This window comes from Yonghaparkia sp. Root332 (assembly GCF_001425665.1).
GTDB lineage: Bacteria > Actinomycetota > Actinomycetes > Actinomycetales > Microbacteriaceae > Microcella.
In genome coordinates, this window is record NZ_LMCX01000001.1 from 1 (window position 1) to 26,012 (window position 26,012).

Below are 26,012 nucleotides of genomic sequence, written 5' to 3' on the forward strand. Positions count from 1 at the left end.
AAAGGAATCTCAACCGGCCGACGATGTCGACCGACGAGGATAATTTGGCATTGACTTAGTGCACGCTGTTGAGTTCTCAAGGATCGGGCGCACCTGACCTCGCGCTTCGCAGCGCTCGCAACAGGGCTCTTCCTTCCGAACCCCCGCGACTGCTCGGCTCTCGGAAGAGCCGCTGTCATCGGAGGGGATCCGCTTCCCGCTCCTCCCCGCATCGGAACGGCGAGCCGTTCTGGCTGAGAAGGAGGGGGTTCGTTTCCGCTTGGGGTCCGGGAGGCTTTTCGCTCTCCCGCCCGCTTGGGGCAACAGGTAGATACATTACGGCTGCGCGGGGCATCGGGCAAATCGCGGCAGGCTCGGGCGTGTCGCGCTCGCGCGGCGCCCGTGCGAGGGGCCGGCTCCCCCGCCCGCGAGGCCGTCGCCGGGGTACGGGAACGGGCCCGGTGCATCGCACCGGGCCCGCATCCGTCGCCTGATCAGTACCGGTAGTGGTCGACTTTGTAGGGCCCATCAACGCCGACGCCGATGTACGCCGCCTGGCGCGGGGTGAGCTCGGTGAGCCTCACGCCGAGCGCCGCGAGGTGCAGGCGCGCGACCTTCTCGTCGAGGGCCTTCGGCAGCACGTGGACTCCGAGCGGGTAGGCGTCGCGGTTCGTGTGCAGCTCGAGCTGCGCGAGCACCTGGTTCGTGAACGACGCGCTCATCACGAAGCTCGGGTGCCCGGTGGCGTTGCCGAGGTTCATGAGGCGCCCCTCGCTCAGCACGAGGATCGACCGGCCGTTCGGCAGGCGCCACTCGTGCACCTGCGGCTTGATCTCGATGCGCTCGGCGCCCGGGAGGCTCTCGAGCCCCGCCATGTCGATCTCGTTGTCGAAGTGGCCGACGTTCGCGACGATCGCGAGGTGCTTGAGGCCCTGCAGGTGCTCGAGCGTCACGACCGACTCGTTGCCCGTCGCGGTGACGAGGATGTCGATGTCGCCGATCACGTCATCGAGGCGCGCGACCTGGTAGCCGTCCATGGCCGCCTGAAGCGCGTTGATGGGGTCGATCTCGGAGACGATCACGCGCGCGCCCTGGCCGCGGAGGGCATCCGCGCTGCCCTTGCCCACGTCGCCGTAGCCGCACACGAACACGGTCTTGCCGCCCATGAGCACGTCGGTCGCGCGGTTGAGGCCGTCGGGCAGGGAGTGGCGGATGCCGTACTTGTTGTCGAACTTGCTCTTCGTCACGGAGTCGTTGACGTTGATCGCCGGGAAGAGCAGCTGGGCGTCGCGGTGCAGCTCGTACAGGCGGTGGACGCCCGTCGTGGTCTCCTCCGTGACGCCGAGGATGCCCTGGCCGACGCGCGTCCAGCGCTGCGGGTCGCTCGCGAGGGAGTCGCGGAGCACCTGCAGCACGACCCGCCACTCGGTGCTGTCGCCCTCGGCCGCATCGGGGACCGCTCCCGCCGCCTCGAACGCGGTGCCCTTGTGCACGAGCATCGTGGCGTCCCCGCCGTCGTCGAGGATGAGCGTCGGGCCGTGGGCGCCGCCGTGCTCGTCGGAGCCGAAGTCGAAGATCTGCTGGGTCGCCCACCAGTACTCCTCGAGCGTCTCGCCCTTCCAGGCGAAGACGGGAGCGCCCTCGGGCCGCTCGGGGGTTCCGGTCGCGCCGACGACGACGGCGGCGGCCGCCTCGTCCTGCGTGGAGAAGATGTTGCAGCTCGCCCAGCGCACCTCGGCGCCGAGCGCGACGAGCGTCTCGATGAGCACGGCCGTCTGCACGGTCATGTGCAGCGAGCCGGCGATGCGCGCGCCGGCGAGCGGCTGGTGGGGCCCGAACTCCTCGCGCAGGGCCATGAGGCCCGGCATCTCGTGCTCGGCGAGGCGGATCTGGTGCCGGCCCGCCTCGGCGAGGCTCAGGTCGGCGACCCGGAAGGAGAGGCCGTTGCGGGTCTCGACGGCGAGTGCCGCGGAGCGGGCGGGAATGACGATGCTCATGGAGACATCCTCGCAGGACGGGCGCTGAACTTCTGCCGGGCGATCACCTCGCGCTCAGCGATCAGTCGGCGGCGGCCCTGAGCGGTTCGAGCGCGGCGAGGATGACGTCCAGACCGAACGCGAACTCGGTGCCCGGGTCGTACTGGTCGGCGGCGAGCACCGCCGCGGACTCGGCCAGGTACGGGTACTGCTCGGGCGGAAGCTGGGGCAGGTACACGGCCTCGGTCATCTCGGCGAACTCCTCGGCGGAGTCGAACGGGAGGGTCGCCTCTTGCAGCGCGTGGCCGTAGACGTAGCTGTTGATCAGCCAGTTGGCGTGCGTCGCCATGCTCACCGAGAAGCCCGCCCGGCGCAGGCATGCCGTGAAGGCCTCGCGGTGACGCATGCTCGCCGGCCCCGGGGTCACGCGCGATTCCATGAGCGAGATCGCCCACGGGTGGCGGGCGAGCGCCTGGCGGGTCGACAGCGCCTGCTCACGGAGCGCTGTTCGCCACTCGACCCCCTCGGGCAGCAGTTCGATCTCGTCGAACACGACATCCACCATGGCGTCGAGCAGCTCGTCGCGACTGGCCACGTAGTGATAGAGCGACATCGCCCCCGCGCCGAGCTCGCTCGCCAGGCGCCGCATGCTGAGCCCGTGCACGCCCTCGCGATCGGCGATCCGAATGGCCTCGTGGACGAGGCGCTGCCTGCTCAGGCCGGCGACGGACTCGCTCTGGCGCCGCCTTCTCTCCGCCATGGGCCTCCTCGCGCCGGTGAACGTCTTGACAACCGTACAGCGTACGGTTCATAGTACAGCGTACGACGTACGGTGTACGAAACCGCACGGCCGCCTCCGCATCCGCGCACGAGCGATCCGCATCCGCGCACGACAGAAAGTAGAACCGATGAGCACCCGAACGAACCCCGCCGCGCCGCGCGCCGCCTCGCTCGCCACGCCGGCGATGCCCGTGCAGGCCCGACTCGCCGCGGCCTGGACGAGCCTCATCTTCCTCGTCCTCTACATCGACTACTTCCACCTCTACCAGCCGGGCGAGATCGACTCGATCCGCGGCGGCGTCATCTTCGAGTTCGAGATCAGCGGGATGCTGATGTCGATCTTCTTCGTGATCATCGCCATCCCCGGCCTCATGGTCCTGCTCTCCGCGACTCTGCCCGCGCGGGCGAACCGCATCACGAACATCGTCGTGACGGCGCTCTACATCCCGATCATGATCGTCAACGCGGCGGGCGCGACGCCCGACTACGCCGTCTACTACGCGATCACGATCGGCGTCGAGCTCGCGATCATGGCCTACATCCTGCGCGCCGCCGCCACCTGGCCCCGCGCGTAACTGCCGGCGCCGCGCCCGGCCCCGCGCGCGACCGCGGGCGCCGAGCGCGGCGCCACCGGATCAGGCCCGGATGAGCCCCAGGACCTCGTCGCGGATCGCCGCCATGACCTCGGGCGTCTGCGCCTCGGCGTTGAGCCGCAGCAGCGGCTCCGTGTTCGAGGGCCGGACGTTGAACCAGTACCAGCCGGCGTCCGCGCTGCCGGTGAAGGTGAGCCCGTCGAGCTCGTCGATCTCGGCGCGGCCCGCGAAGGCCTCGACGATGCGCGTGTAGGCCGCCGGCACGTCGGTCACGGTCGAGTTGATCTCGCCGCTCGCCGAGTACGGCGTGTACTGCGCCGACAGCTGCGAGAGCGGCCCCTCGAACGCGCCGAACTGCGACAGCAGGTGCATGGCGGCGAGCATGCCGTTGTCGGCGCCCCAGAAGTCGCGGAAGTAGTAGTGCGCCGAGTGCTCGCCGCCGAAGATCGCGCCGGTCTCGCGCATCCTGTCCTTGATGAGCGAGTGGCCGACGTGGGTCCGCACGGGGATGGCGCCCGCCTCCTCGATCGTCTCGGCGACGATGCGCGAGGTGATGAGGTTGTGGATGACGTGGATGTCGCCGGTCTCGCCGGCGGCGCGTACGCGCTCGATCTCGCGCTGCGCCACGATCGCGGCCACGGCGCTCGGCGTGACCGGCTGCCCGAGCTCGTCGACGACGAAGCAGCGGTCGGCGTCGCCGTCGAAGGCGAGGCCGAGGTCGGCGCCGTGCTCGAGAACGGCCTTCTGCAGGTCGACGAGGTTCGCCGGCTCGAGCGGGTTGGCTTCGTGGTTGGGGAAGGTGCCGTCGAGCTCGAAGTAGAGCGGGATGATCTCGAGCGGCAGCGGCGCGAGGCCCGCGGCCGTTCCCAGGACGGCGGGCACGGTCATCCCCCCCATGCCGTTGCCCGCGTCGACGACGATGCGAAGGGGGCGGATGCCCGCCAGATCGACCAGGGAGCGCAAGTACGCGGCGTAGTCGGCCAGCACGTCCCGCTCGGAGTAGCCCCCGGGCTCGGCGACGGCCGGCACGGCCCCCGCCTCCAGAGAGGCCTGGGCCCGATCGCGGATGCCGGCGAGGCCGGTCGCGAGGCTGATGCCCTGCGCTCCCGCCCGCGAGAACTTGATGCCGTTGTACGTCGCCGGGTTGTGGCTCGCGGTGAACATCGCCGCCGGGGCGTCGTAGCGGCCGGAGGCGAAGTACGACTCGTCGGTCGAGCACAGCCCCAGGTTGACGACGTGGGCCCCGCGAGCGCGAGCTCCGCGCGCGAACGCGGCGACGAAGCCCGGCGAGGAGTCGCGCATGTCGTGCCCGACCATGATCTCGAGCCCGGCCGCGCCGATCTCGTCGACGAAGGCCGCGCCGAGGGCCTCGACGACCTCGTCGGTCAGCTGGGAGCCGACGAGCCCTCGGACGTCGTAGGCCTTGATGAACTGGCTGAGGTCGGGTGCGGTGCTCACCGCTCCACCGTAGCGGGGCGCAGGCGGCAGGCAGGGCGGGCGACCCCGCCGGCGGACCCGCTCAGCCGACCTCGCCGAGCGCCGAGTAGCGCACGACCTGCCAGCCCTGCGGGGCGGAGAGCGACTGCGAGTGGCGCGAGCACAGGTCGTAGCTGTGCGGCTCGGGACGGGCGCTCAGGGGCCCGAGGACGGCCATCGAGTCGGCGTACACGTAGGTGAGCGTGCTCACCGCCGTCTCGCCGCACGCGACCTTGCTGCACCCTCGCCCGCTCATCCCCCTCAGCATACGGCGGCGATACGCTGGAGCCATGCCGTTCGCCTCGCGTCGCCCGCGCTCGTACGCGAGCCCGCGCGCGCTGCCGAGCGCCCGTGCTCGCGCCCGCCACGGCCGCAACGGCCGCTCGCCCGTGACCGGCCCCGACCTGCCGCTCGCCCACACCCGCCTCGACACCTTCGAGGCGACCGTGCAGGCGACGGCGGACTACCTGCAGGATCTCTGGCCCGACGAGCTCGTCGACCTCCGCATCGAGGTGCTGCCGATGCCCGACCAGCCTCCCGGCATCGCGGGCGTCGCCCGGTGGCGGGTGATCCCCCAGCATCAGCTGGTCGTGCTCTACCGGATCCCGATCGAGCGCATGAGCCGCCTGCACAGGGAGGACGACTGGCATCGTCGCCTCATGGTCGAGTCGTGCGTGTTCCGCGCCGTGGGCGAGCTCATCGGCAAGGACCCCTGGGATCTCGCGCCCGACCGCTTCCGGCACTGGTAGCGGCGCCCGCCGCACCCCGCGCTACGGGAAGACGGTGATCGGTCGCGGGGCGGCGACCGGGGCGAGGATGCGCGCGGACGCGAGCCCCGCATCCGTCAGATACGAGACGGAGGCCCGCACCTCTCCGCTCACGATCATCACGGGCGCCGTGTTCCCGGCGAGCTCGAGGCTCGTGCGCGAGCGCGGGCCGAGCTCGACGAGCTCGCCGTCGACGGTGACGGTCGCCGCGCCGTCGGGGGCCACGAGATGCAGTCGCGCCCCGGAGCCGGGGGCGATGGCGAGGAGGATGTCGCCGTCGTCGTCGTCGAGCGCGGGCGCCGCCGTGAACCAGGCCGAGTCGAGGCCGGCGTCGCTCGCCGCCGAGGCGCGCGCGGCGGCCACGATCGGCTCGGTCGCGTCGATGAGGACGCTGTAGTCGCCGTCGGCGAGCTCGCCGAGCGCGAGATCGATGACGGCCCCGGCCTCCACGCGCGCGGTGAGCGCCGTGCCCTCCCCTCCCGCGTCGGGCAGGAGGCTGACCGTGACGTCGGCGGGCTCGTCGCCGGGCACGAGCACGCGCAGGACGGTCGAGACGTCGACGGCGCCGAGCGCGGTCGCCGCGACCGCGAGCCCCTCGCTGTCGACGACGGGCAGGGCGGGGATGACGACCCGCTCGGCGGGCGCCGCGACCGGGGTGACCACGTCGACCCCCGCCGGCTCGAGACCGATGATCGTCGACTGCTGGAGGGTCGCGGCGACGGCTCCGCCGCGGCTCGAGACGCCGACGACGGGCGAGGCCTCGTCGGGGGCGATGCCGGAGAGCGGGATCACCCGCTGAGCGCCGGGCGGCACGATGAGCCCCGAGGTGCCCGTCGTGTCGAGCGGCCCGTCGGCGCCCCAGACGGCGAGGTCGACGGTCGCCGCGACCTCGCCGGGGTTGCTGAGCACGATCGTGCTCGAGCGGCCGGTCGTGGTGCTGCCGCCGACGAGCCACGAGGTGGGCGAGGGGGGAAGGCACTCGGCGACGGCGAGACCGCGCAGCTCGGGCTCGTCGAGCTCCTGCCGCTCGGTCGCCGAGACGTCGTCGGCGGGCGCCTCGGCGGGGAGCTCGACGATCGCGGCGCCGCCGTCGACCGCGTCGCTCGTGGTGATCGCGCGCTCGACGAGGCCCTCGCCTGCGCTGCGCCGCGCGGGCTCCCCGACGGCGATGACCTGCGGGTCGGGCCCGCGCGAGAGCCCGAGGATCGGTCCGCCGCACACGAGCGACTGCGTGGCGCGCACGGGCGTGACCTCGACCGATCGGGGCTCGGCGCGAAGGGTCGGCCCGGGCACGACGAGCACGCCGACGACGAGCGTCGCGGCGGCACCCGCGCCGAGCAGAGCGACGCCGACGCGACGCCCGCGGAGGAGGAGCTGCGCGCGGTCAGTCATCGTCGTCCTCCGGGGCGAACGTCGTCGCGGGGTCGTCGATCGTGCCGTCCTCCGCGCGCACCCGGCGCGGGCGCGGCCCGGTGGGCACGGCGAGCAGCAGCGTCAGGGCGAGGATGCCGAGCTGGCCGGCGAGGATCGGCGTCGCGGTCGCGGGGCGCGCCGCGATCGCGGCCGGGGCCTCGTCGTCGGCGACGACGCGCCACAGTCGCCCGGCATCCGTGTCGCCGACGGCGACGAGGAGGACGTCGGCGTCGAGCGCGGCGGAGATCGATGCGGGTGCGAGCGACGCGGAGGAGTCGCGCGGGGCGTCGGCGCCGGTCGTCCGCGAGCGCTCCGCGAGCAGGGCGAAGCGCACGTCCTCCGCCTCGAGAAGGGGCGCGAGCTCGCGGCCGCTGCGCACGGCGAGATTCGCCGCGAGCTCGGCGAGACGCTGCGAGCGCTCGGCGGCGGCGCCCTCCGGTCCCGCCGTCGCCGAGAAGGTCCGGTAGCCGATGAGCGGGTCGCCGGCGCCTCGCTCGAGGCGCGCGGCGAGCCCGCCGTCGACGGGGGTGAGCACGAGCGTCGCGATGCTCTCGTCGGCGACGGCATCGGCCGCGACGATCGCCGGCAGGGTGCGGTCGACGCCGGGGCCGACGACCGAGGTGCCGAGCACCAGCGTCGCGAGCGCGGGGCTCGCGGCGAGCGCGGAGGCGAGGACGAGAACGAGCGCGGGCACGGCGCCGGCGCGGCGGAGGCCGTCGAGAGCGACCCCGGCGGCGAGCGCGAGACCGAGCCAGTAGAGCCCGAGCGCGGGGGCGGCGTCGAGGCGCACGGCCGCGCCCTCCGCGGTCACGACGGCGACGCCCGAGACGAGCACCGCGAGCACGAGACCGGCGGCCGCGGCGACGAGCGGGATGATCGCCCGATGGCCCGAGCGCTGCGCGAGCGCGAGGAGCGCCAGGACCGCGAGCGGGGCGGCGAGGGCCGCGAGCACGACCGCGACGACGAGCGGCGGCGCGTCGTCGGGGAGGAGCTCGGCGATCGGCCCGAGCGCGATCGAGAGATCCGGCCAGCCGAGCAGCAGCCCGGTGGGGGCGACCTCGGCGGGCTGCGCCGGGAGCCCGGGGTCGGCGAGCAGCCCGAGCGGCGTGCCGCGCAGCACGTGCGCGACCGCGAGCGGCGCGAACAGCGCGGCGGTCGGCACGACGAGGGTCAGCAGCCGGACGATGCGGCGCGGATTTCCAGCCATCCAGGCGACCCAGACGACGACGAGCGCGAGGCCGAGCGAGGGGGCGGATGCGATGGTCACCGCCGCGAGGAGCCCCGCGACCGCGGTCGCGCTCCACGATCGCGGCGCGCGCGCGGCCGCGACGACGAGCCACGGCAGGGCGAGCAGCGCGACGAGCGCGGGGAGCCGCCCGTCGACGAGCGACACGACCACGGCCGGCGCGAGCGCGTAGACGGAGGCGACCGCGGCGGCGGGGCCGCGCCGCTCGACGAGGTTCGCCGCCGCCCACCAGGCGCCGAGCGCCGCGAGCGCGGGAGCCGCGACCCACAGGGCGACGAGCGCGAGCGAGGGCTGCCAGAAGGTGAGCGACCCGAGGGCGGCCAGGACGAAGGCGAAGGGGTCGGAGGGGGCGCCCGCGGTCGCGAGGGTCCCCGCCCACAGCGTCGGGGCATCCGGTGCCAGCGGGCCGAGGGCGCCGCCCGCGAGGGCCGGCGCCGTCAGGAGCGACGACATGAGCAGACCGCCGGCCAGGGCGAAGCCCGCGACGACGAGGCCGCCGCCGGGGAAGAAGTCGGGGCGCGGGCGCGCGTGCGCCTCGCCCGCTCCCAGTGCGGCGTCGCGCGTGATGGCCCGGCGGCGGCGCACCTCGTCCGGCGGCATGCGCAGCGCGTCGATCGCGGCCCAGCCGACCGTGCGCGAGCGCGCGATACGCCGCCGAGCGGCGGGGACGGCGGTGCCGGAGAAGGCGACCGCGAACGCCGCGCCGAACTCGCCGAGCACGCGCGTCGGGCGCTTCCCGAGGAGGTGCCCGAGCGAGCGGAGCACGGCGAGCGGCACGAGCCCCAGCCAGTGGAGGGGGACGAGGGGCGCGGGCGCGTAGGCGAGGCGCCGGTGCAGCTGGGCGGCGCGGCGCCACCGGGCGACCGTGCGCGCGGGGACCCCGGGGCGCTGGAACTCGGCGGCGGAGCCGTGCACGAACACGCGGGCGAGCGGCACCCCGACGACGCGGTGCCCGGCGAGGCGCGCCCGCACGCACAGGTCGAGCGCGGCGTCGACGGTCGGCAGGGCCGGATCCATGCCGCCGAGCGCCTCCCAGACGGAGCGGCGGACCAGCAGGCCCGCCTCGCCCATCGCGAGGACGTCCTGCAGGCGGTCGTGCTGGGCCTGGTCGAGCTCGCGCTCGGCGATCGCGATCGATGCTCCGGTGCGGGTCAGGGTCTCGCCGTACTCGGCGATGACGGTCGGATGCGCGGCGTCCATCTGCTTCGCGCCCGCGATCGCGACCGAGGGCGCGATCTCGACCGCGCCGAGGAGCCGCTCGAGGGCGCGAGCGTCGGGGGTGGTGTCGTTGCGGAAGAGCCAGAGCCACTCCTCGACGCCGCCGTAGGGCGAGCTCGTCTCCTCCGGGTCCGGGAGGGCGGCGACCGCGCGGGCGACTCCGTCGCCGAAGGTCGTCGACCGCGGGGCGGTGACGGCGTGCGTCGGAGCGAGGTCCATGAGTGCGGCGGTGGTCGCGGCATCCCCCGCGGCGTCGACGACGACGAAGCGGTCGGGCCGACGCGACTGCTCGGCGAGCGCCTCCAGCGTCTGATGCAGCGCCTCGCCGCCACGACGGGCGACGAGCACCGCGGTCACTCGGGCTTGCATCGGGCCGAGCCTACGTGTCGGTCGAGCGGTCTCGCGCAGACACGCGCGGCGGAAGCCAGGGCCGGATCAGGCGCGGCGGCGGAGCTTGCGGCGCTCGCGCTCGGAGAGCCCGCCCCAGATGCCGAAGCGCTCGTCGTTCTGCAGCGCGTAGTCGAGGCACTCGCCGCGGACCTCGCACGTCGTGCAGATCTTCTTGGCGTCGCGCGTCGATCCGCCCTTCTCGGGGAAGAACGCCTCGGGGTCGGTCTGCGCGCACAGCGCGTCGGCCTGCCAGGCGAGCGTGTCATCGTCATCGGTCGCGCGCACGCGGCGGACGCCGGGGACTCCGAGTCGGACGGGGTCGACGAACCAGTTCTCCGGGACCGTGTTGCGGTACTCGCTCATTCGTGACTCTCCTTCCCCCGGGTGGCTGCTCCCCTGCACCCGCCGGGATGCCCCTAATTACACTCGTGTGATTCCCTCGCGTCAAGTCGCGAATGGTAAAAGGGTCGACCCGTGGTTCAGGGTTGCGACGCGCCGCCGAAACCGTTACACAGCGAGCTCCGGAATCGGCTCGGATGCCAGCCCCCCTTCGGGGGTAAGCGGTTGCAGGGCCGTCTGCGCGCCGGTGGCCTCCGTCCGCGCATCGCGAGCGCTCAGAGGGCGGATGCCCGGCGCGCCTCCCACGCCGAGCGCACCATCTCGGCGAGCGAGTGACGCATGCGCCACTCGAGGTCGCGCGCCGCGAGCTCGCCGCTCGCCACGATGCGCGGCGGGTCGCCGGGGCGGCGGGGCCCGATCTCGGGGTCGAAGGCGATGCCGGTCTCGGCGGCCATCGCATCCATGATCTGACGCACCGAGACGCCGTCGCCCGAGCCCAGGTTGTACGCGCGCTCGAGGGGCTCGCCCGCGTCGAGGCGGCGCGCTGCGGCGACGTGAGCGAGAGCGAGGTCGGCGACGTGGATGTAGTCGCGCACGCACGTGCCGTCGGGCGTCGGGTAGTCGGTGCCGTTGATGCGCGGGGCGCGGCCCTCGATGAGGGCCTCGAACACGAGCGGGAAGAGGTTGTGCGGGCTCGTGTCGAACACGGCCGGGTCGCCGGAGCCGACGACGTTGAAGTAGCGCAGGCTCGTGTGCCGCAGCCCCGCGGCGACCTCCTGGTCGGCGAGCAGCCACTCGCCGATGAGCTTCGACTCGCCGTAGGGGCTCGCGGGTGCCTTGGGAGTGCCCTCCGTGACGACGTCGACGTCGACCGTGCCGTAGACCGCCGCCGAGCTCGAGAACACGCAGCGATCGACCCCGTGGCGCTCCATCGCCTCCAGCAGCGTGATCATTCCCGTGACGTTCTGCTCGTACGTGTGCAGGGGCCGCTGCACGCTCACGCCCGCGTACTTGAATCCCGCGACGTGGATGACGCCCGTGACGCCGTGGTCGACGATCGCGCGATCGACCGCGTCGGCGTCGAGGATGCTCGCGCGCACGAACGGGACCCCCTCGGGCACGAATCGCTCGTGCCCGCTCGAGAGGTCGTCGAGGACGACGGCCGTCATGTCCGCCTCGAGGAGGGCGCGCACCACGTGCGCGCCGATGTATCCGGCGCCGCCGGTCACCAGCCAGGTCATGCGTTCAGGCTAGCGGCCGACGACGGCCGGGCCGTCAGTACTGCGTTCTGACGGCCGAGTGATGCACCCAGAACCAGTTGCCGTTGATGCCGACGCGGTACCAGATGCGATTGCTGACGTCCGCCGCGAGGCGGGTGCCCGCCGGGATGGTTCCGAGTCGCTCACTGCCCGGCTTCCGGTAGGTGGCGGTCGAGGTGGTCGTCACGAGGTTCACGTCGCCCCATGACGCCGGCTGGATGGGCCGGTCGCCGAGGTGCTCGAAGACGGTGCGCGACAGGCGCGCGATCGCCCAGTTTGCCGCGTTGCGGTCGCCGAGCACGGCGATCGTGTAGGTGCCGCTCGGTGCGCGGACGACGCCCGCGTCGCCCTCGACGAGGCCGGTCGAGATCCAGAGCTGGCCGGTCTTGTTGCCGAAGCGCGTCCCCGCCGGCACGCCCGAGGGGATCTTCGAGCGCCACAGCTGGTCGGTCATGAGGGAGGTGAGCAGGGCGGAGGAGGAGGGCGAGAGCAGGATCCCCTTCTCGAGCTTCTCGAGCAGCACGGCGAGGTCGTCGGTCGAGGCCTTCTTCGCCGACTGGTACCGGCCCGCCCCGTCGTAGCCGACGTAGAACGTGTTGTAGAACCCCGACATCCAGAGCTGCTTGTTGATCTCCGTGTTGCCGATGAGCGCGAGCAGGTCGGCGTGGCAGTAGTTGTCGGAGATGTGGATCATCGTGCGCAGGCACGAGCGCACGCTCACTCCCGATCGCGTGAGGGTGTCGAGACTGAGTCGCCCCTGGTCGACGCGCATGAGCACGACGTAGGCGGCGAAGAGCTTGATGACGCTCGCGGGCTCCTTCTGCACGGCGCCGCCGATGCTGATCGTGCGCTTCAGGCCGCCGATCTCGCGCACGGTGATCGAGTAGCGCCCCGGAAGGCCCGCCATCTGGTCGGTGAGCTTCTTCGTCAGCTGGGCGGCCGTCGGGATGCTGCAGCCGCGCAGCTTCTCGACGGAGGGCGCCACGCTGCTGTCGCCGCCGAAGATCGTGACGCGGTCGACGGCGAGCCGGTCGAGCGCCTCGGTGACGGTGCCCGCGGTCGGGCACCCGGGCGGGACGAGGAAGAGCGGGGCTCCGAGCCGACCGGCGTAGGCGGCGCCGGCGAGCGCGTCGGGGAAGTTCATCCCCGCGGCGAAGAAGGCATGATCGGCGGTCGTGACGAATCGCTTGCTGATGGCCTCGGCGACAGCGAAACGGTCAGGACCACCGAGCCGCTCGACGCGGGGCACGAACTCGCGCAGGTCGGCCTCGATGCCCGCGCTGACCGTCGACGGCCCGCCGAGCACCGAGACGTCAGTGATGCCGAGGCGGGTGAGCAGCGCGCGAGTGTCGGCGTCGAGGTCGGCGAGGCCGCCGTTGACGAGGATGACGGGGGCGCCGAGGCTGCCCGCGACGCCCGCGCCGGACAGCGCGTCCGGGTAGTTCTGACCCGTCGCGATGAAGGCGCGCTTCGCGGTGGGGAAATAGGCGGAGGCGACGGCGCGCGACACGACGTAGCGGTCGGCCCCGCCGAGCCGCTCGACGGCGATGCCGAGATCGCGGATGCGCTGCTCGACGGCTGCGGAGACGGATGCCGTGCTGCCGAGGATGACGACCTTCGCCGGCGCGAGCCGACGGATCTCGGCATCGACGCGCGGCGGCATCGACGCGGTCGTGGTGAGGAGCAGCGGGCCGCCGTGCGCGACCGCGGCGGGCGCGGCCGAGAGCGCGTCGGGGAACTTGAGCCCGTCGGAGAGGAAGACGATGGGCGCCCCGGTGGGGAACGCGCCCTCGGAGATCCGGACGGCGACCTCGAACCGGTCGGAGCCGGTGATGCGGTCGACGGTCACGCCGTCGACCACGGTCGACCCGGGCTGCGGCGCCGCCGCGGTGGCGCCGGCCACGAATCGCGGCGACTCCGGCGAAGGTTCGTCGGCGACCGGAGCGTCGACCTCCGGCGCAGGCTCGACCGTGGGCACGGGCGACTCCGTCGGCGCGGGCTCGGGCGACTCCGTCGGCGTGGGCTCGGGCTCGGTGCCCGGGGTGGGCTGGGGCGACGCCGTAGGGGCGGGCTCGGGCCCCGTGCTCGGGGCGGGCTCGGGCGAGGCCGACGGCGGGGGCGCGACGACGGCGGCGTTCGCCGGCGATGGCAGCAGCATCCCGATCGCGGCGATGGCGGCGATGATGGCGAGCCGTCGGCTCGCAGAAGAGTTCCCCATGACGTGTTCCCCCCGGTGTGCGTCACGCGAAGGCTACCTCAGCTTCGGCCCGTCAGGAGGAGGCGATCGCGATTCGACCCGTTCCGACAATCCGAAGCGTCTGCTCCTCGGCGACGAGCGCCGCCTCGCCGCGACGCAGCTCGCCGTGCTCGCCGTGCTCGCCGAGCGTCACGGCGCCGTCCAGGCACAGGATGATCGCGGGACCGTCGAGCCGGGCATCCACCCCCTCGATCAGGGCGGCCGCCTCCATGACGGTCAGCGACAGCGGGACGCCCTCGGGCCGGTAGACGGCGATTCCGGGGCGCGGATGCTCGGGCTCGAGCAGGGGCGGGGGCAGCGGCCGCGCATCGAGCACGCGCATGAGCTCGGGCACGTCGACGTGCTTCGGGGTGAGCCCGCCGCGGAGGACGTTGTCGCTCGCCTCCATGAGCTCGAGGCCGAGCCCGTCGAGGTAGGCGTGGATGTTGCCGGCGGGCAGGTAGAGCGCCTCCCCCGGCCGCAGGATGACGGTGCGCATGAGGACGGAGACCGCGATCCCGGGGTCGCCGGGATGGTGCGCGCTCAGCCGAGCGACGGTGTCGAGCCAGTCGGGGCGGTGGGGCAGCTCGCCCTGCGCGGCGGCCTTCTCGGTGAGCGCCGCGATGATCGCGTCGACCCCCGGCGAGCGCGCGATGAGCCACGCGACGACCTGGGGAAGGACGTCGTCGGTCAGGCGCTCGAGCAGCGGAGCGAGCCGCGCGTCATCGAGCGCGGCGAGGTCGGCGCGCGCCTCGGCGACCGGCCGGAACCCGCAGAGGGCGCGGAACGGGTCGCTCAGCGCGACGAGCAGCTCGGGCTTCGCGTACGGGTCCCTGTAGTTGCGCGCGGGGTCGTCGAGGGGGACGCCCGCAGCGTTCTCCCGCTCGAAGCCGGCCCGCGCCTGCTCGGTCGTCGGGTGCGCCTGCAGAGAGAGCGGTGCGGATGCCGCGAGCACCTTGAGCAGGAACGGCAGCCGGCCGCCGGGCGCGTGCGCCGCGGCCCACTGCGCGAGATCGTCCTCGGCCGCACCCTCGACGATCCGCGCGGGCGAGCCGGGGTGCGCGCCGAGCCAGAGCTCGGCCTCCGGGCCGCCGGAGGGGTCGGTGCCGAGCAGATCGGCGATCGCCGTCGTCGAGCCCCACGCGTAGGGGCGCGGGGTGTTGGTGATGCGGATGAGCACAGCGCTGCCTTCCCGTCCTGCGACAGGTATCACGCTACCGAAATGGCGGGCACCGGGCGGCCACGTGGCGTCAGGAGGATCCGTCCCCGGATGCGACGAGGTCGGCCAGGAACGCGATCGCGGCGGACTCACGGTCTCCGGGGCCTGGTGCGGCGTCGCTCTCGAACACGTGGGCGAGCACGAGGTCGGGACCGACCGCGCCCGCCACGACGGCATGCCGCAGACGCGGGTGCTCCAGGATGCGCGCCTGGTCGACGCCGGGAACGGTCACCGCTCGCCCATCCGGTATCGCGGCAGGATCCCCGAGGGCCCAGCTGCCGCCTTGGAGGATCTCGACGCGGAGCTCGGAGAGCTCCGAACCCGTTACCGGTGACCAATCGCACGCGAGGACGATGCGATCCGGTTGCGCATTGAGCAGGCCGATGCGGAGATCCTCCGGCGCGATGAACGCCGGGTAGGCAGGCTCGGAGAGCGAGGAGAACGTGGCGGCCGACGAGGTCGAGGAGAGGTCGAGGCCTCCGCAGTCGGCGGGCCACTCGCGCTCGCTCGGAACGGCCGTGGCTGCCGCCAGAGGATCCCCCAGTGAGGCGGCCGCGTCGATGACACCGGCGACGACGACGTCATGGCGTGCGATGAGCGAGGCATCACCCCCTCCCGTTCCGTCGTACATGAAGGTCTCCAGGAAGTACGGGCCGGTGACCATCCGAGCGGTGCAGTAGTACGGGACTCCCGGCTCGAGTTCGGGGCACGCCGTGGAGAACTGGATACCGTCGACCTGCTGGACCTCCGAGCCCTGGAGCTCTTCGAGGAAGTCCGGGTCCGAGTAGAGGGACGCCGTCACCGCGAGCTGGTCCCCCGCCGCGCTCTCGAAGTAGCAGAGGGCCAGGCCCGCCTGCAGACGGGACACCCACCAGGCGCCCCAGTAGCGCTCCTCCTCCGCTCGTTGCGGGGCGAGACCCAGCTCGTCCCCGGCCGCCCCGACGAGCTCGTCGCACTCGGCGGGGATACGCGGCTGACCGGCCGCAGCCTGGGCCGGCTCGGGCGCTGCGCTCATGCTCGCTGACGGTGCCGGATCAGGCTGCGGCGAGGACTCGGGTGCCGAAGGACCGGTGGTGCACCCTGCGAGCAGCGAGGCCATCAGCCCCAGTCCGACGAGAGCGCGGGGCGCGGTCACGACCGCCGTCAGGACGGCGAGGGTGCGGGCGCGCATCACGGCTGGGTCGCGATGATCGCCGCCGCCACGAGAGGCAGCTTCTCGTCGAAGGACTGCTCGAGCATCTGATCGACCACGGCTCGGACGATGATCGCGCTGCCCCGCGCGCTCGCCACGATGGCGATCTCGGGCATGAGCCACTGCTGCGTGCTCCGGTACTCGAGGACCGATCGCTCGGTGCGGACGGCTGCGACCGCGCCGTCGACCTCCACGGCGGCGCCGTCGAGCTCGTCGGCGATCCATCCCGCACCCGGCACGACCTCGATCGTGATGCCCTGCCAGCCGAGCCACCACACGCAGCTCAGCGTGCCGACCCGGCTGTGAAGGGTGGAATCGACGTAGGTGGTGCCGGGCGCTCCGCCGTAGATGTCGGTCTCCCCGTCGGGGAAGAGCCCGAACACGGCCGACTGCGCCTCGGGCGACGGGTCGCAGTACTTCTGCTCCGCTCCCATCGAATCCGGGTGCGCAGTCGGTACCGGGCCGAGGGCCGGGCGGGTGTCGAGGTGGTCGGTCGCGGCATCGAGGATGGCCTGAGCGCTCGAGATGCCCCATCGCACATCGGAGCCGGCGGGCATCTCGTACTCGATGGCGGCGGTGCCATGCAGCGACGTCCCGGAGCCCGCGCAGCTCACCGTGTCGGACTTCCACCCGTTCGTCGCGCACGCGACCGGTGTCGTCGTCGGGGAGGCGACCTCCGCCGCGAGCAACAGGAGGGCGGTCGCGGGGCCGCCGGGGGTGCTGATCGCGAACCCGCAGGCCGTCCCGCCGCCCTGCCGAACCCCGATGGTCTGGGCGGTCGTCGGGATCGGCACCGAGGAGGCGTCCGTCGCGCCGCTGGCGGCGAGCAGCTCGTCGCACGTGATTGAGAGCCTCGGTTCCGGCGCGGCGGGCACGGCCACATCGGGCCACGGGATGCGCGGGAGGGGACTGGGCGAGTCATCGGCGGCGCCCGTCATGCCGGTGAGCTCGTCCTCGAGCTCCGCTGACGGCTCCTCCGCGACGAGGTCGCTCGGCATCGGCGTCGGCGCGCCCGCGTCGTCGCGGACGTCGGAGGCTTCCGGTGCGCTGCCCGACGCCGCGGGTTCGACCGGCGTCGCGCACGAGCTCAGGAGCATCGCGATCGCGACGACGGCGAGCGCCGCGTGCGACGAGCGCCGGTTCGGGCGCCGGCTAACCACGAGCGTCGATCGCGGTCGCGATGGCCTCGGCGATGGCTGCGGCCGCCTCGTCGATCGGAGCAGCATCGGGCGGCGTCCCCCGGTCGTTGACCGAGAGGAAGACCAGCGCGCCGTCGGCCTCGAACACCACTCGCGCGAACTCCGTGACGGCGCCGTCGCCCTCGGCCGGCCAAGTCCCGGTGAGGATGCGCGCCCCGCGGCCATCCGCGAGGTCGAGAGGCGTCGAGGCCCCTGCGATGCGCTCGTCGTCGAGCAGCTCCGCTCCTCCTCCGAGTGTGGCCATCGAGACGCCGAAGCCGGACGTCGTCGCCGTCAGGCACCCGACCATCCCCGCCATGGAGATCAGCGCGACGGCCGTGAGCTCACTGGAAGGGGAGCCGGAGTCGGTGCCGCCGAATTCGCCTACGAAGGATCCCACGCTCTCCGGCATCGAGATCGCGCTGAGGGTGACGCGCTGGCAGTCGAAGCGGCTCGCGGACGATTCATCCGCCGGAAGAGGTCGCGCGCCCTCCGCAAGTCGCTCACGGATGGCGGACGCGATCGCCTCGAGAGCGCTCGAGGTCTCGGCGGCGGCGGTGTCCCCCACGATCCGGGTCTCGACGGCAAGGCCGTCGATGAGCTCGCGCGAGGAGCATCCCAGGCTCAAGTCGTACAGCTCGCCGCACGAGGGTTCGATCGACGTCGTCTCGAGCAACTCGGCGGGAAGGATATTCACCCCGATGCTGCTGACGGCGCCGCCTTCGGCGGCAGGCTGCCAATTGCAGGAGGACCCTCCCGCCGCGAATGCCGCGAGAACAGGTGCCGAGCCGAAGGGGTCTACTTCCTCGAACCCCGCGGGCATCGCGTCGTCCAGGTCGGCGCACCCGAACTCCGCGGGCGGCTCCGGCTCAGCGCTCGGGGTCGTCGCAGAGGTCGCCGGCGCCTCGGGAGCGGCGGCGGGGGCGGGCGCGGCGCAGCCGCTGAGGAGGGCGGCGAGCGCCGCAGCGACGAGCAGAGAGGGCCCGAGAGGAGTCGACATGTGCTCACCATAGGGCTCGCGGAGTCGCCGGGATACGGCGACGCATCACGGATTCATATCGACCAGAACGGTCGGTCTGTGCCCTCTCCTCACGTATCGGCGCTGAGGGGCGCCCCAGCCCGTCGCCCGCCCACAAAATGCGCGCGGGAAACGCCCCCGCGGGCCTAGCGTGAAGCCATTGCCGCCTTTCGCAGCGCCCTCCCACCCGGCCGCCCGACGCACGGAGCTCTCATGACCTTCCCCACTCTCGCCAGCGACTTCCTCGGCTTCGAGGCCGATCTCGCCGACCACGAGCGCGAGGCGCTGGTGGCTCTCCGGCAGCACGCGGAGCAGAGCATCCGCCCCCTCGTGAACGACGCGTGGGAGAACGCGTCGTTCCCGCACGAGATCCTGCCGGGCCTGCACGCGCACCCGATCTTCGGGCAGCTGTGGGAGGAGACGCGCACGGGCGACTACTCGGCCGTCTACGGCGGCTGGACGGCGCTCGAGCTCGCCCGCATCGACGCGAGCGTCGCGACCTACGTCGGCGTGCAGAACGGCCTCGCGATGGGCTCGATCGGCGTCAACGGCTCGACCGAGCAGAAGGCCGAATGGCTGCCGAAGCTCGCGAGCGGCGAGGTCACGGGCGCCTTCGGCCTCACCGAGCCGCTCTCCGGCAGCGACGCCGCGCAGGGCCTGCGCACGACTGCGACGCCCGACGGCGACGGCTGGGTGCTCAACGGCTCCAAGCGCTGGATCGGCAACGCGACCTTCAGCGACATCACCATCATCTGGGCGAAGTCGACCGAGGACGGCCAGGTGAAGGGCTTCGTCGTGCCGAACGCGACCCCCGGGTTCACGGCGACGAAGATCGAGCGCAAGCAGTCGCTGCGGATCGTCCAGAACGCCGACATCACGCTCGAGAACGTGCGGGTGGATGCTGCGCTCAAGCTCGAGAAGGCGAACTCGTTCCGCGACACCGCGGCGGTTCTGCGGCTCACGCGCGCCGACGTCGCCTGGGCGGCCATCGGCACCGCGATCGGCGCGTACGAGGCGGCCGTCGCGTACACGACGGAGCGCGTGCAGTTCGGCAAGACCATCGCGCACCACCAGCTCGTGCAGGACCTCCTGAGCCGCAGCCTCATGAACATCACCGCGTCGATCGCGATGTGCACGCGCGTCTCGCGCATGCAGGACGCCGGCACGCAGCGCGACGAGCACGCCTCGATGGCCAAGGCGTTCTGCACGACGGCGATGCGCGAGACCGTCGCGCTGTGCCGCGAGGCGCTCGGCGGCAACGGCATCGTGCTCGACTACGACGTCGCGCGGTTCCACGCCGACGCCGAGGCGCTCTACAGCTACGAGGGCACGCGCGAGATGAACAGCCTCATCGTGGGCCGCGCGATCACGGGGGTCGGCGCGTTCGTGTGATCGGCGCTCGTGCGGCCGCCAGCGCCCTGACCGGGCGCGGCGGCCCCGCCGGTAGGCTGAGGGTCATGTCCTGGCTCCGCGAGCGCCGCGTCGCGCTCGCCGCCGTGACCCTCTTCGTCCTCCTCGCCGGCGACGGGGTGCGTTACCCGCTCACCTGGTACGGGTGGGGCGCGGTCATCGCCGTTCTCGGCGTCTGCTGGGTCGCCCTCGCCGTGCGCTCGCGCCTGCCGTGGCGCGGCGTGCCGATCGCGCTCGCGCTCTTCGTCGGCCTCGCGGTGCTGAGCATCGCCTGGTCGGCGTACCGGCTCGAGTCGGCGATCGGGGCGGGATTGCTCGTGCTCACGTCTCTCGCCGCCGTGGTCATGGCCCGCACGCTCACCCTCGAGCAGGTCGTGCGCGCGCTCGGCGTCGCCCTGCGCTGGATCATCGGCCTCTCGCTCGTCTTCGAGCTCGTCGTCGCGGCGATCATCCGTCGGCCCGTCCTGCCGTGGTGGACCGACTACGAGGGCGAGATTCCCCGCGCGTTCTACTGGTCGCGCAACGAGCTGTTCGAGGTGCTCGACGGCGGGAGGATCCAGGGCATCGTCGGCAACGCGAACCTCCTGGGCTTCGCCGCTCTCCTCGCGATCATCGTCTTCACGATCCAGCTGGTCGACCACCGGGTCGGCCAGGCCGCGGGCTACGGCTGGCTCGCCGCCGCCGCGCTGGCGTTCATCTGTGCGGGGTCGGCGAGCATGATCGTCGCTGCAGCCGTGGCCGCGATCGTGCTCGGGCTGATCGTCGTCGCACGGCGCCTCGGGGCTCGCGCGCGCATCCGTCTGCTGGCCGTCAGCGCCGTGACGGCCGTCGCCGCGCTCGCGCTCATCGTCGTCTTCCGCGATACCGTGCTTGGCCTGCTGGGCCGCTCGGGCGACCTGACGAACCGCGTCGACATCTGGGCGGCGGTGACCGAGCTCGCGCTCGAGCGCCCCTGGTTCGGCTGGGGGTGGGTGAGCTACTGGGCCCCGTGGGTCGAGCCGTTCGACGGGCTCGCCGTCATCAAGGGCGTCGAGTACCTGCAGGCCCACAACGCGTGGCTCGACGTGTGGCTGCAGCTCGGGGTCGCAGGTCTCGTCGTCTTCGCCGTCCTCGTCGTCACGATGCTGCTCCGCACCGTCTCGTGGGCGGTGGATGCTCCGCTCGGCGACGTCGCGGACTCCCCCGCCCTGCGCCTGCTGCCGGCGCTCATCGCCACGGTGCTGCTCGTGCAGAGCTTCGCCGAGTCGCGCATCCTCATCGAGGGCGGGCTGCTGCTGCTCGTCTGGCTCGCCGTCGCGAGCCGCACCCACGGCCGCGCGCTCGCCGGGATCGGGCGATGAACGACCGCGCCCGCTCGATCCTCGACGCCGGGCGCTCGGCTCTCGCGTCGCCGCGCTTCACGCAGGCCCTGACCGAGGTCGCGATCGCCGTCGCGCTGTGCATGCACGCCGTTCGCGCGTTCCTCGGCTGGCCGGGGGCGCTCGCGGTGCTCGCGGGCCTGGTCGTGCTCGCGGCCCTGTCGCTCGCGGGCCAGCCGGAGCGCGTGGAGTGGCAGGGGATCCTGCCCATCTCGCTGCTCGCTCTCGTCGGCTTCATGGTGGCGAGCATCCTCTGGAGCCAGTACCCCGCCGCGACGGCGGGCGGCATCGCCTACATGATCGCGTTCGCCTTCCTCGGCCTATACATCGCGCTCGTGCGCGACACGATCCAGATCGTGCGCGGGGTGGGCAACGCCCTGCGGTTCGTGCTCGTGGCGTCGTTCGCGCTCGAGATCCTCTCGGGCGTCATCATCGACACCCCGTTGAGCTTCCTCAGCATCGAGGGCAACCTCGCCGTCGGCGGCCCCATCGAGGGGCTCGCGGGCACGCGCAACTACTTCGCGTTCCTCGGCGGACTGGCCGCTCTGAGCTTCTGGATCGAGTTCCGCACTCGATCGGTGCCGCGCGGCCTCACGATCCTCTCGCTCGTGCTCGCCGCCGCGACCATCGTGTTCGCGCGCTCGCCCGTGACGGGGGTCGTGCTCGCGGCCGTGCTCGCCGCCGGTCTCGTGCTCGTGCTCCTGCGCCGCCTCCCCGCCGAGCGCCGGCCGGCCGTGCAGAGCGTCCTCCTTATCTCGGCGGTGGTCGCCGCGACGCTCGGCTGGTTCTTCCGGCAGCAGCTGCTCGCTCTCGCGGGCGCCACGGCCGATGTGACGATCCGCACCAGCGTGTGGGCCGACCTGGAGAAGTTCATCGGCCAGTACCCCGCGCAGGGCTGGGGATGGCTCGGCGCCTGGCGCGAGGACCGCTACCCGTTCCTCGTGGTGCGCGACGCCGTCGGCCGCCAGCCCGACTCGGCCCTCAACGCGTACGTGGATGCGACGCTGCAGCTCGGATTCATCGGTCTCGGCCTCCTGCTGGTCGCCCTGGGCCTCGCCTTCGTGCGGGCGTGGCTCGTGGCGACGGAGCGCCGCTCGACCGTGCACGTGTGGCCGTCGCTCGTGCTCGTGCTGCTCGCGACGACGAGCATGACCGAGAGCTACCTGCTCGTCGAGGGCGGCTTCATGCTGTTCGTGATCGCGGCGCTCGTCGCGGCGCGCGAGCGTTCGTGGCGCGGGCGACTGCGGTAATCAGCCGGCTCTCGGCAGGAAGTCGGCGCCGAATCCCAGGGCAGGGATGCCGCAGGCCCGGACCGATCGAATGGCAGCAGCGATGAGCGGGAGGCTCCCGGGCCCCGCGGGCCACCTCCAAGCTGAGCCGAACCCGACCATTTCCGTAATGGGCTGGTGGCGACTCCCTTTCAGCGAGCAGTTGGATGGTCTCACCTGTCCGCTCTACCTCCTGCACGCGCACATCGGGTACATGATCTTCGCCAACTTCGCCAACGAGACGAACAAGTGGCTCGTCTACGTCGTGGCCTTCTTGGCGGTCATCCTGTGCTCCTACCTCCTGGGGGAGCTGGTCGAAGTCCGTGCGAAGACCTTCTGGTACCGAGCTTTCACATGGGCCGTCGGTCGACCGATCACCGCCATGAGCGCCCGAATCAGCGCGCTGCGGCTTCGCCTCCTCGGCCATCGCTCCAGGAAACCGCGAGCGCGGGGAGGAGACCCGGATCTCGCGCACTCGACTGTCAGCTGAAGCAGCGCCAGGCGAGCAAACCTTCGTGATCCTCTCAGTCAGCGAGCATTCCGCGGTGAACGCTGCGCTCGCCCTCTGACGCGAGCAAGGGCGATTCGGCGGACGTATCTGATCCGGCCGAAGAGGACCGCCAGCCGATAGGTCGACTCGGTCACGTCCCCTCGTTCTCGACAACGACGAAGTGCGACTCGTTGACCCTCTTCCATGGCCTCCAGGTCGGCGCTCAGTCCTGCCGCCCCAAAAGCCGCCTTGTGGAGGTACCCGAGCGTCTGAGGGAGGAGCAGAATCCCGTCGTAGGAGGCCGCCAGCCGCAGCCAGAGGTCGAGATCCTCGCAGTACCGCATGTCCTCGGGAAACCTCTCGACGACCTTCGAAGTCACGATCACACTCGGCGTTGAGAATCTGCTCTTGAAGAGGAGATCCCGGGTTCGGACTCGAGTGATCGGACGCTCGGGGGCCAGATCACGCTTCCCGCCCCGTGAACCGATCACCTCGCATCGGTGCGCGGAGACCTCCGCGGATCCATCTCGCATCGCGGCGATCTGGACTTCGAGCTTCCGGCGGTCCCAGGTGTCGTCCGAGTCGAGGAATGCCACGTAATCGGTATCCAGCCGGTCCCATCCTGCATTCCTCGCTGCGCTGGGACCGCGGTTGCGGTGGAAGCGGAGCACTTGAATCCCGCCCCTCGGATCCGCCTCCAGGTCATCGAGCATCGCGTGGGATTCGCTCGTCGTGCTGGCGTCATCGACGATGACGATCCCGCTCGGTGGCAATGTCTGCCCGCGCACGGACTCGACTGCACGGAGCAGGGCCCTGGGATTGTTGTAGTGCGGGATCACCACCCCCACGCGAACGCTGCCGCTGTGCTCATCCGGCCTGCTCACGAGGAGTAGACCGCCCTCGCCCTGGAGGCGTACCGAGATGGCGAGAGACGGGGAGAGGAGTCGCCGCGAAGAAGTGCCCTCCACGCCCCCTGCAACTGCTCAGGCTCCGACTGCATCGAGGCGAGGAGCTCCGCCGGCAGCCCGATCTCATCCGCGAAGGCCTCGCACTTCTGGTGATAGCTCTGCATGACGAAAGGAACGCCGGAGAGGTAGCTCACGATCGCTCCGTGTAGGCGCACCGCCCAGGCGCCGTCAAGCTGGCCGATCTGCCTGCAGACCTCCTCGACGTCATCGTTCTCGAATCGCACGATGCGGGCTGCGAACCCCATGTCCGTCAAGGTGCTCACGGCGCGCGAAGCCACTCGCTCGTCCCCGATCTCCTCATGCGTATCGAGAGCGAACACGACGACCTCGACGTTCGAGCGGACGAGCCCGCTGTCATCGACCGCGACGCCGAGAGCGGCGCACACTCGTTCCGTTTGCCGCATGTCCGGTGTCGCCGGGGCGCACGGGAGATATCCGAGCACCCGACGATGCCCGCCGACGTCTCGGGAATCCCGGTGCGGATAGTTATAGAGGGCGGCGATATCCCCACCCAGGCGAGCACGGTCACCCGCCCCGAGCCGGCTCGCCTCCATCATCGAGTGCTCGTCCCGGACGACGAGACGGTCGAAATTCGAGAGGAACGCGCGCGCGCGGCTCTCATCATGAGCGCTGGAGAACGGCCCGATCGAGATCCCGACTGCGCCGAAGCGCGTTCGCGTCACGGGGGCCAGCATCCATTGCAGACTCCGGACTCCCCGCAGGCCCGTGAGGACCGAGCCTCCCCCGAGAATGAGGACCGATGCTCGCGCTGCGTACCAGACGGCGCAGGCTGCTCTGAGCAGCGCCCCTGCCCGCCCCCGCCGCGCGTACGCCCTGCGGAGCACTTCCGATCGGAATCGGGGCCTGGCCACGCGCACGTCGAAGCCGGGGAAGACGGAGCCCGAGTTTTGCAGCAGCGCAGCCTGGAACAGCTCGTCGCCGAAGTTGAACATCCCGTAGTAGCCGGTGATGTACAGACGTCGCTTCATGAGGTCCTTCGCGATCTGATGGTAAGCACCCACGTGCCGAGACCGACTCTGACTGCGGTGCCGGCGAAGACGACCAGCCCGGCCTCCACGAGAGTGAACCCCTCGAAGGACAGCAGAAGTCCCATCCCAGCAGCAGCGACGACGCTCGCCAGCGCGATCAGGAGCTGCGTGCGATACACGTTGAGCACGAGGAGGAGAGCACTATTCGAGGCGACGATCGGAAGCAGAAGCAGCGTGGCCGCGATGGGGAGGATCTCCATCACGCTGACGGCGTACTGCGGGCCGAACACGAGGGCGACCCCGACCGGCCCGAGCCAGACGGTCAGCAGGCTGGTGGCGAGCGTGATCGCGAAGACCGGCCCGCCGAGGCGGCGGACGGCTCGCGAGGCTGATCCGAACCCGGCCGAGCGACTCACGTCCGCGAGATCGCCGATCAGGACCTGCTGGATCGATCCGAGAGCGAGCGACGCGAAGGAGATGAGGTATGAGAGCACGGCGAAGCGCGCGATATCGGCTAGAGAGCCGTGCGCACTCAGCAGGTAGACGGGGAGGTAGGCGAGCACCGACACGCTGGCGAAGGCGAGACCTGAGGGTAGGCCTGCGCGGAGGATCCCTCTGACGGATCGCGCCGAGTTCGACCTCCCGGAGGGGCCGAGACCTCGCGTGCGCGCGGCCAGGTATGAGAGCACGCAGACGACGGCCGAGACGACCAGTGAAGCAGCCAGCGCGACCGGCAAGGAACGAGTCGCGAAGAGCAAGGCGGCGGCGACCAGGAGAGTGATCCATGCGTTCGCCCCTGTCAGCGCCGCGATGATGGCATAGCGCTTCGACTGCTGAAGAGGAGCGAGCGCCATGTCGGAGACCGAGTCGATCGCGCGCACCGCTGCGACGAGGGCCCCGATGGCGGCGAGCCTGGGATCGAACAGGAACAGCACCATCGACGCGGCGAGAGCGGTGATCGCCGCGACGGCACGGATCCCGTAGTAGGTGTTCGTGGACGCGCGGTGCTGCAGTGTCAGGTAGACGTTGCGAAGCGACATCTCCGCAACCGTGAACAGCGGCGTGGTGACCGCTACGGCCAGCGTGTAATACGCCACGTCCTCCAGCCGCCCCAGCTGCGCGAGGACCACGATGAGCAAGAACTGGGAGACCGCACGACTCAGGTTGGCGGCGAACATCGCGGCGGAGCCGGTCAGGAGTGCGCGAGGTGCTCGCATGCCCCCTTCGACCTCCCTCGACGCGCCCCGACT

The 26,012-nt window shown here is 71.9% G+C and carries 22 protein-coding genes; 6 read left to right on the top strand and 16 right to left on the bottom strand.

Annotation, left to right across the window (positions count from 1 at the left end):
• Positions 1–473 precede the first annotated feature (473 nt).
• Both ahcY and ASC54_RS00010 read right to left on the bottom strand, forming a co-directional pair.
• Entirely contained in the window at positions 474–1,976 is a 1,503-nt protein-coding gene (ahcY, locus tag ASC54_RS00005) for an adenosylhomocysteinase (protein WP_055895838.1), read from the bottom strand.
• Between the two features lie 61 nt (positions 1,977–2,037).
• The gene (locus ASC54_RS00010; RefSeq protein WP_055895843.1) at positions 2,038–2,715 is read right to left on the bottom strand and encodes a TetR/AcrR family transcriptional regulator; all 678 of its coding nucleotides are present in this window, start codon (positions 2,713–2,715) and stop codon (positions 2,038–2,040) included.
• A 148-nt stretch (positions 2,716–2,863) separates the two neighbouring features.
• On the opposite strand from ASC54_RS00010, the gene ASC54_RS00015 reads away from it, so the two are divergent.
• The gene (locus ASC54_RS00015; RefSeq protein ID WP_055895845.1) at positions 2,864–3,310 is read left to right on the top strand and encodes a DUF6326 family protein; all 447 of its coding nucleotides are present in this window, start codon (positions 2,864–2,866) and stop codon (positions 3,308–3,310) included.
• Positions 3,311–3,370: 60 nt separating this feature from the next.
• Here ASC54_RS00015 and ASC54_RS00020 read toward each other — a convergent pair whose 3' ends face one another.
• Together ASC54_RS00020 and ASC54_RS00025 are read right to left on the bottom strand one after the other, a co-directional pair.
• Entirely contained in the window at positions 3,371–4,786 is a 1,416-nt protein-coding gene (locus ASC54_RS00020) for a phosphomannomutase/phosphoglucomutase (RefSeq protein WP_055895848.1), read from the bottom strand.
• 61 nt (positions 4,787–4,847) lie between these two features.
• Entirely contained in the window at positions 4,848–5,060 is a 213-nt protein-coding gene (locus ASC54_RS00025) for a DUF3499 family protein (protein ID WP_055858883.1), read from the bottom strand.
• Between the two features lie 34 nt (positions 5,061–5,094).
• On the opposite strand from ASC54_RS00025, the gene ASC54_RS00030 reads away from it, so the two are divergent.
• Positions 5,095–5,553 carry a metallopeptidase family protein gene (locus ASC54_RS00030; RefSeq protein ID WP_055858880.1) on the top strand — a complete coding sequence of 153 codons (459 nt, stop codon included), beginning with the start codon at positions 5,095–5,097 and terminating at the stop codon, positions 5,551–5,553.
• A 21-nt stretch (positions 5,554–5,574) separates the two neighbouring features.
• Here the strand turns inward: ASC54_RS00030 and ASC54_RS00035 are convergent, their stop codons facing one another.
• The 9 genes from ASC54_RS00035 to ASC54_RS00075 form a co-directional block, all read right to left on the bottom strand.
• Complete coding sequence (locus ASC54_RS00035; RefSeq protein ID WP_055895851.1) at positions 5,575–6,963, bottom strand: DUF5719 family protein; 1,389 nt, start codon at positions 6,961–6,963, stop codon at positions 5,575–5,577.
• Positions 6,956–9,817, bottom strand: a complete 2,862-nt coding sequence (locus tag ASC54_RS00040) for a glycosyltransferase (protein ID WP_082514746.1) — start codon at positions 9,815–9,817, stop codon at positions 6,956–6,958. Before ASC54_RS00040 ends, ASC54_RS00035 begins: the two co-directional genes overlap by 8 nt.
• A gap of 66 nt (positions 9,818–9,883) precedes the next feature.
• The gene (locus ASC54_RS00045) at positions 9,884–10,201 is read right to left on the bottom strand and encodes a WhiB family transcriptional regulator (protein WP_082514747.1); all 318 of its coding nucleotides are present in this window, start codon (positions 10,199–10,201) and stop codon (positions 9,884–9,886) included.
• Positions 10,202–10,452: 251 nt separating this feature from the next.
• Entirely contained in the window at positions 10,453–11,418 is a 966-nt protein-coding gene (gene galE / locus ASC54_RS00050) for a UDP-glucose 4-epimerase GalE (protein WP_055895857.1), read from the bottom strand.
• A gap of 34 nt (positions 11,419–11,452) precedes the next feature.
• Complete coding sequence (locus ASC54_RS00055; RefSeq protein ID WP_055895860.1) at positions 11,453–13,654, bottom strand: cell wall-binding repeat-containing protein; 2,202 nt, start codon at positions 13,652–13,654, stop codon at positions 11,453–11,455.
• A gap of 52 nt (positions 13,655–13,706) precedes the next feature.
• Positions 13,707–14,852 (bottom strand): mannose-6-phosphate isomerase, class I, encoded by a 1,146-nt coding sequence (gene manA, locus ASC54_RS00060; protein ID WP_235451341.1) that lies wholly within the window; start codon positions 14,850–14,852, stop codon positions 13,707–13,709.
• A 70-nt stretch (positions 14,853–14,922) separates the two neighbouring features.
• Entirely contained in the window at positions 14,923–15,906 is a 984-nt protein-coding gene (locus tag ASC54_RS12705; protein ID WP_156376676.1) for a hypothetical protein, read from the bottom strand.
• A 155-nt stretch (positions 15,907–16,061) separates the two neighbouring features.
• Entirely contained in the window at positions 16,062–17,243 is a 1,182-nt protein-coding gene (locus tag ASC54_RS00070) for a hypothetical protein (RefSeq protein ID WP_055858870.1), read from the bottom strand.
• On the bottom strand, positions 17,236–18,261 hold the full coding sequence (locus tag ASC54_RS00075; protein ID WP_055895866.1) for a hypothetical protein: 1,026 nt from the start codon (positions 18,259–18,261) through the stop codon (positions 17,236–17,238). Before ASC54_RS00075 ends, ASC54_RS00070 begins: the two co-directional genes overlap by 8 nt.
• Before the next feature lie 231 nt (positions 18,262–18,492).
• On the opposite strand from ASC54_RS00075, the gene ASC54_RS00080 reads away from it, so the two are divergent.
• The 4 genes from ASC54_RS00080 to ASC54_RS00095 all read left to right on the top strand — a co-directional run bounded on the left by ASC54_RS00080 (position 18,493) and on the right by ASC54_RS00095 (position 22,805).
• Complete coding sequence (locus tag ASC54_RS00080) at positions 18,493–19,671, top strand: acyl-CoA dehydrogenase family protein (protein WP_055895870.1); 1,179 nt, start codon at positions 18,493–18,495, stop codon at positions 19,669–19,671.
• A 65-nt stretch (positions 19,672–19,736) separates the two neighbouring features.
• Positions 19,737–21,029, top strand: coding sequence for an O-antigen ligase (locus ASC54_RS00085; RefSeq protein ID WP_055895875.1), 1,293 nt, complete (start codon positions 19,737–19,739; stop codon positions 21,027–21,029).
• Positions 21,026–22,297 (top strand): O-antigen ligase family protein, encoded by a 1,272-nt coding sequence (locus ASC54_RS00090; RefSeq protein ID WP_055895878.1) that lies wholly within the window; start codon positions 21,026–21,028, stop codon positions 22,295–22,297. Before ASC54_RS00085 ends, ASC54_RS00090 begins: the two co-directional genes overlap by 4 nt.
• A 148-nt stretch (positions 22,298–22,445) precedes the next feature.
• On the top strand, positions 22,446–22,805 hold the full coding sequence (locus tag ASC54_RS00095) for a hypothetical protein (protein ID WP_055895880.1): 360 nt from the start codon (positions 22,446–22,448) through the stop codon (positions 22,803–22,805).
• A 38-nt stretch (positions 22,806–22,843) separates the two neighbouring features.
• Here the strand turns inward: ASC54_RS00095 and ASC54_RS00100 are convergent, their stop codons facing one another.
• Genes ASC54_RS00100 through ASC54_RS00110 form a run of 3 tightly spaced genes read right to left on the bottom strand, consistent with a single transcriptional unit; the run spans position 22,844 to position 25,979 of the window.
• On the bottom strand, positions 22,844–23,644 hold the full coding sequence (locus ASC54_RS00100) for a glycosyltransferase family 2 protein (RefSeq protein WP_162242475.1): 801 nt from the start codon (positions 23,642–23,644) through the stop codon (positions 22,844–22,846).
• 41 nt (positions 23,645–23,685) lie between these two features.
• A complete protein-coding gene (locus ASC54_RS00105) occupies positions 23,686–24,762 on the bottom strand; it encodes a polysaccharide pyruvyl transferase family protein (RefSeq protein WP_055895887.1) in 1,077 nt (358 codons plus the stop codon).
• The gene (locus tag ASC54_RS00110; protein WP_156376677.1) at positions 24,759–25,979 is read right to left on the bottom strand and encodes a lipopolysaccharide biosynthesis protein; all 1,221 of its coding nucleotides are present in this window, start codon (positions 25,977–25,979) and stop codon (positions 24,759–24,761) included. The genes ASC54_RS00105 and ASC54_RS00110 overlap by 4 nt, the downstream gene beginning before the upstream one ends.
• Positions 25,980–26,012: the final 33 nt, after the last annotated feature.

Bases quoted from the DNA above. Each gene is read 5' to 3' on its own strand.
- ahcY (WP_055895838.1), bottom strand. From the start codon at position 1,976: ATGAGCATCGTCATTCCCGCCCGCTCCGCGGCACTCGCCGTCGAGACC.
- ASC54_RS00010 (WP_055895843.1), bottom strand. From the start codon at position 2,715: ATGGCGGAGAGAAGGCGGCGCCAGAGCGAGTCCGTCGCCGGCCTGAGC.
- ASC54_RS00015 (WP_055895845.1), top strand. From the start codon at position 2,864: ATGAGCACCCGAACGAACCCCGCCGCGCCGCGCGCCGCCTCGCTCGCC.
- ASC54_RS00025 (WP_055858883.1), bottom strand. From the start codon at position 5,060: ATGAGCGGGCGAGGGTGCAGCAAGGTCGCGTGCGGCGAGACGGCGGTG.
- ASC54_RS00030 (WP_055858880.1), top strand. From the start codon at position 5,095: ATGCCGTTCGCCTCGCGTCGCCCGCGCTCGTACGCGAGCCCGCGCGCG.
- ASC54_RS00035 (WP_055895851.1), bottom strand. From the start codon at position 6,963: ATGACTGACCGCGCGCAGCTCCTCCTCCGCGGGCGTCGCGTCGGCGTC.
- ASC54_RS00040 (WP_082514746.1), bottom strand. From the start codon at position 9,817: ATGCAAGCCCGAGTGACCGCGGTGCTCGTCGCCCGTCGTGGCGGCGAG.
- ASC54_RS00045 (WP_082514747.1), bottom strand. From the start codon at position 10,201: ATGAGCGAGTACCGCAACACGGTCCCGGAGAACTGGTTCGTCGACCCC.
- galE (WP_055895857.1), bottom strand. From the start codon at position 11,418: ATGACCTGGCTGGTGACCGGCGGCGCCGGATACATCGGCGCGCACGTG.
- ASC54_RS00055 (WP_055895860.1), bottom strand. From the start codon at position 13,654: ATGGGGAACTCTTCTGCGAGCCGACGGCTCGCCATCATCGCCGCCATC.
- ASC54_RS12705 (WP_156376676.1), bottom strand. From the start codon at position 15,906: ATGAGCGCAGCGCCCGAGCCGGCCCAGGCTGCGGCCGGTCAGCCGCGT.
- ASC54_RS00075 (WP_055895866.1), bottom strand. From the start codon at position 18,261: ATGTCGACTCCTCTCGGGCCCTCTCTGCTCGTCGCTGCGGCGCTCGCC.
- ASC54_RS00080 (WP_055895870.1), top strand. From the start codon at position 18,493: ATGACCTTCCCCACTCTCGCCAGCGACTTCCTCGGCTTCGAGGCCGAT.
- ASC54_RS00085 (WP_055895875.1), top strand. From the start codon at position 19,737: ATGTCCTGGCTCCGCGAGCGCCGCGTCGCGCTCGCCGCCGTGACCCTC.
- ASC54_RS00090 (WP_055895878.1), top strand. From the start codon at position 21,026: ATGAACGACCGCGCCCGCTCGATCCTCGACGCCGGGCGCTCGGCTCTC.
- ASC54_RS00095 (WP_055895880.1), top strand. From the start codon at position 22,446: ATGGGCTGGTGGCGACTCCCTTTCAGCGAGCAGTTGGATGGTCTCACC.
- ASC54_RS00105 (WP_055895887.1), bottom strand. From the start codon at position 24,762: ATGAAGCGACGTCTGTACATCACCGGCTACTACGGGATGTTCAACTTC.
- ASC54_RS00110 (WP_156376677.1), bottom strand. From the start codon at position 25,979: ATGCGAGCACCTCGCGCACTCCTGACCGGCTCCGCCGCGATGTTCGCC.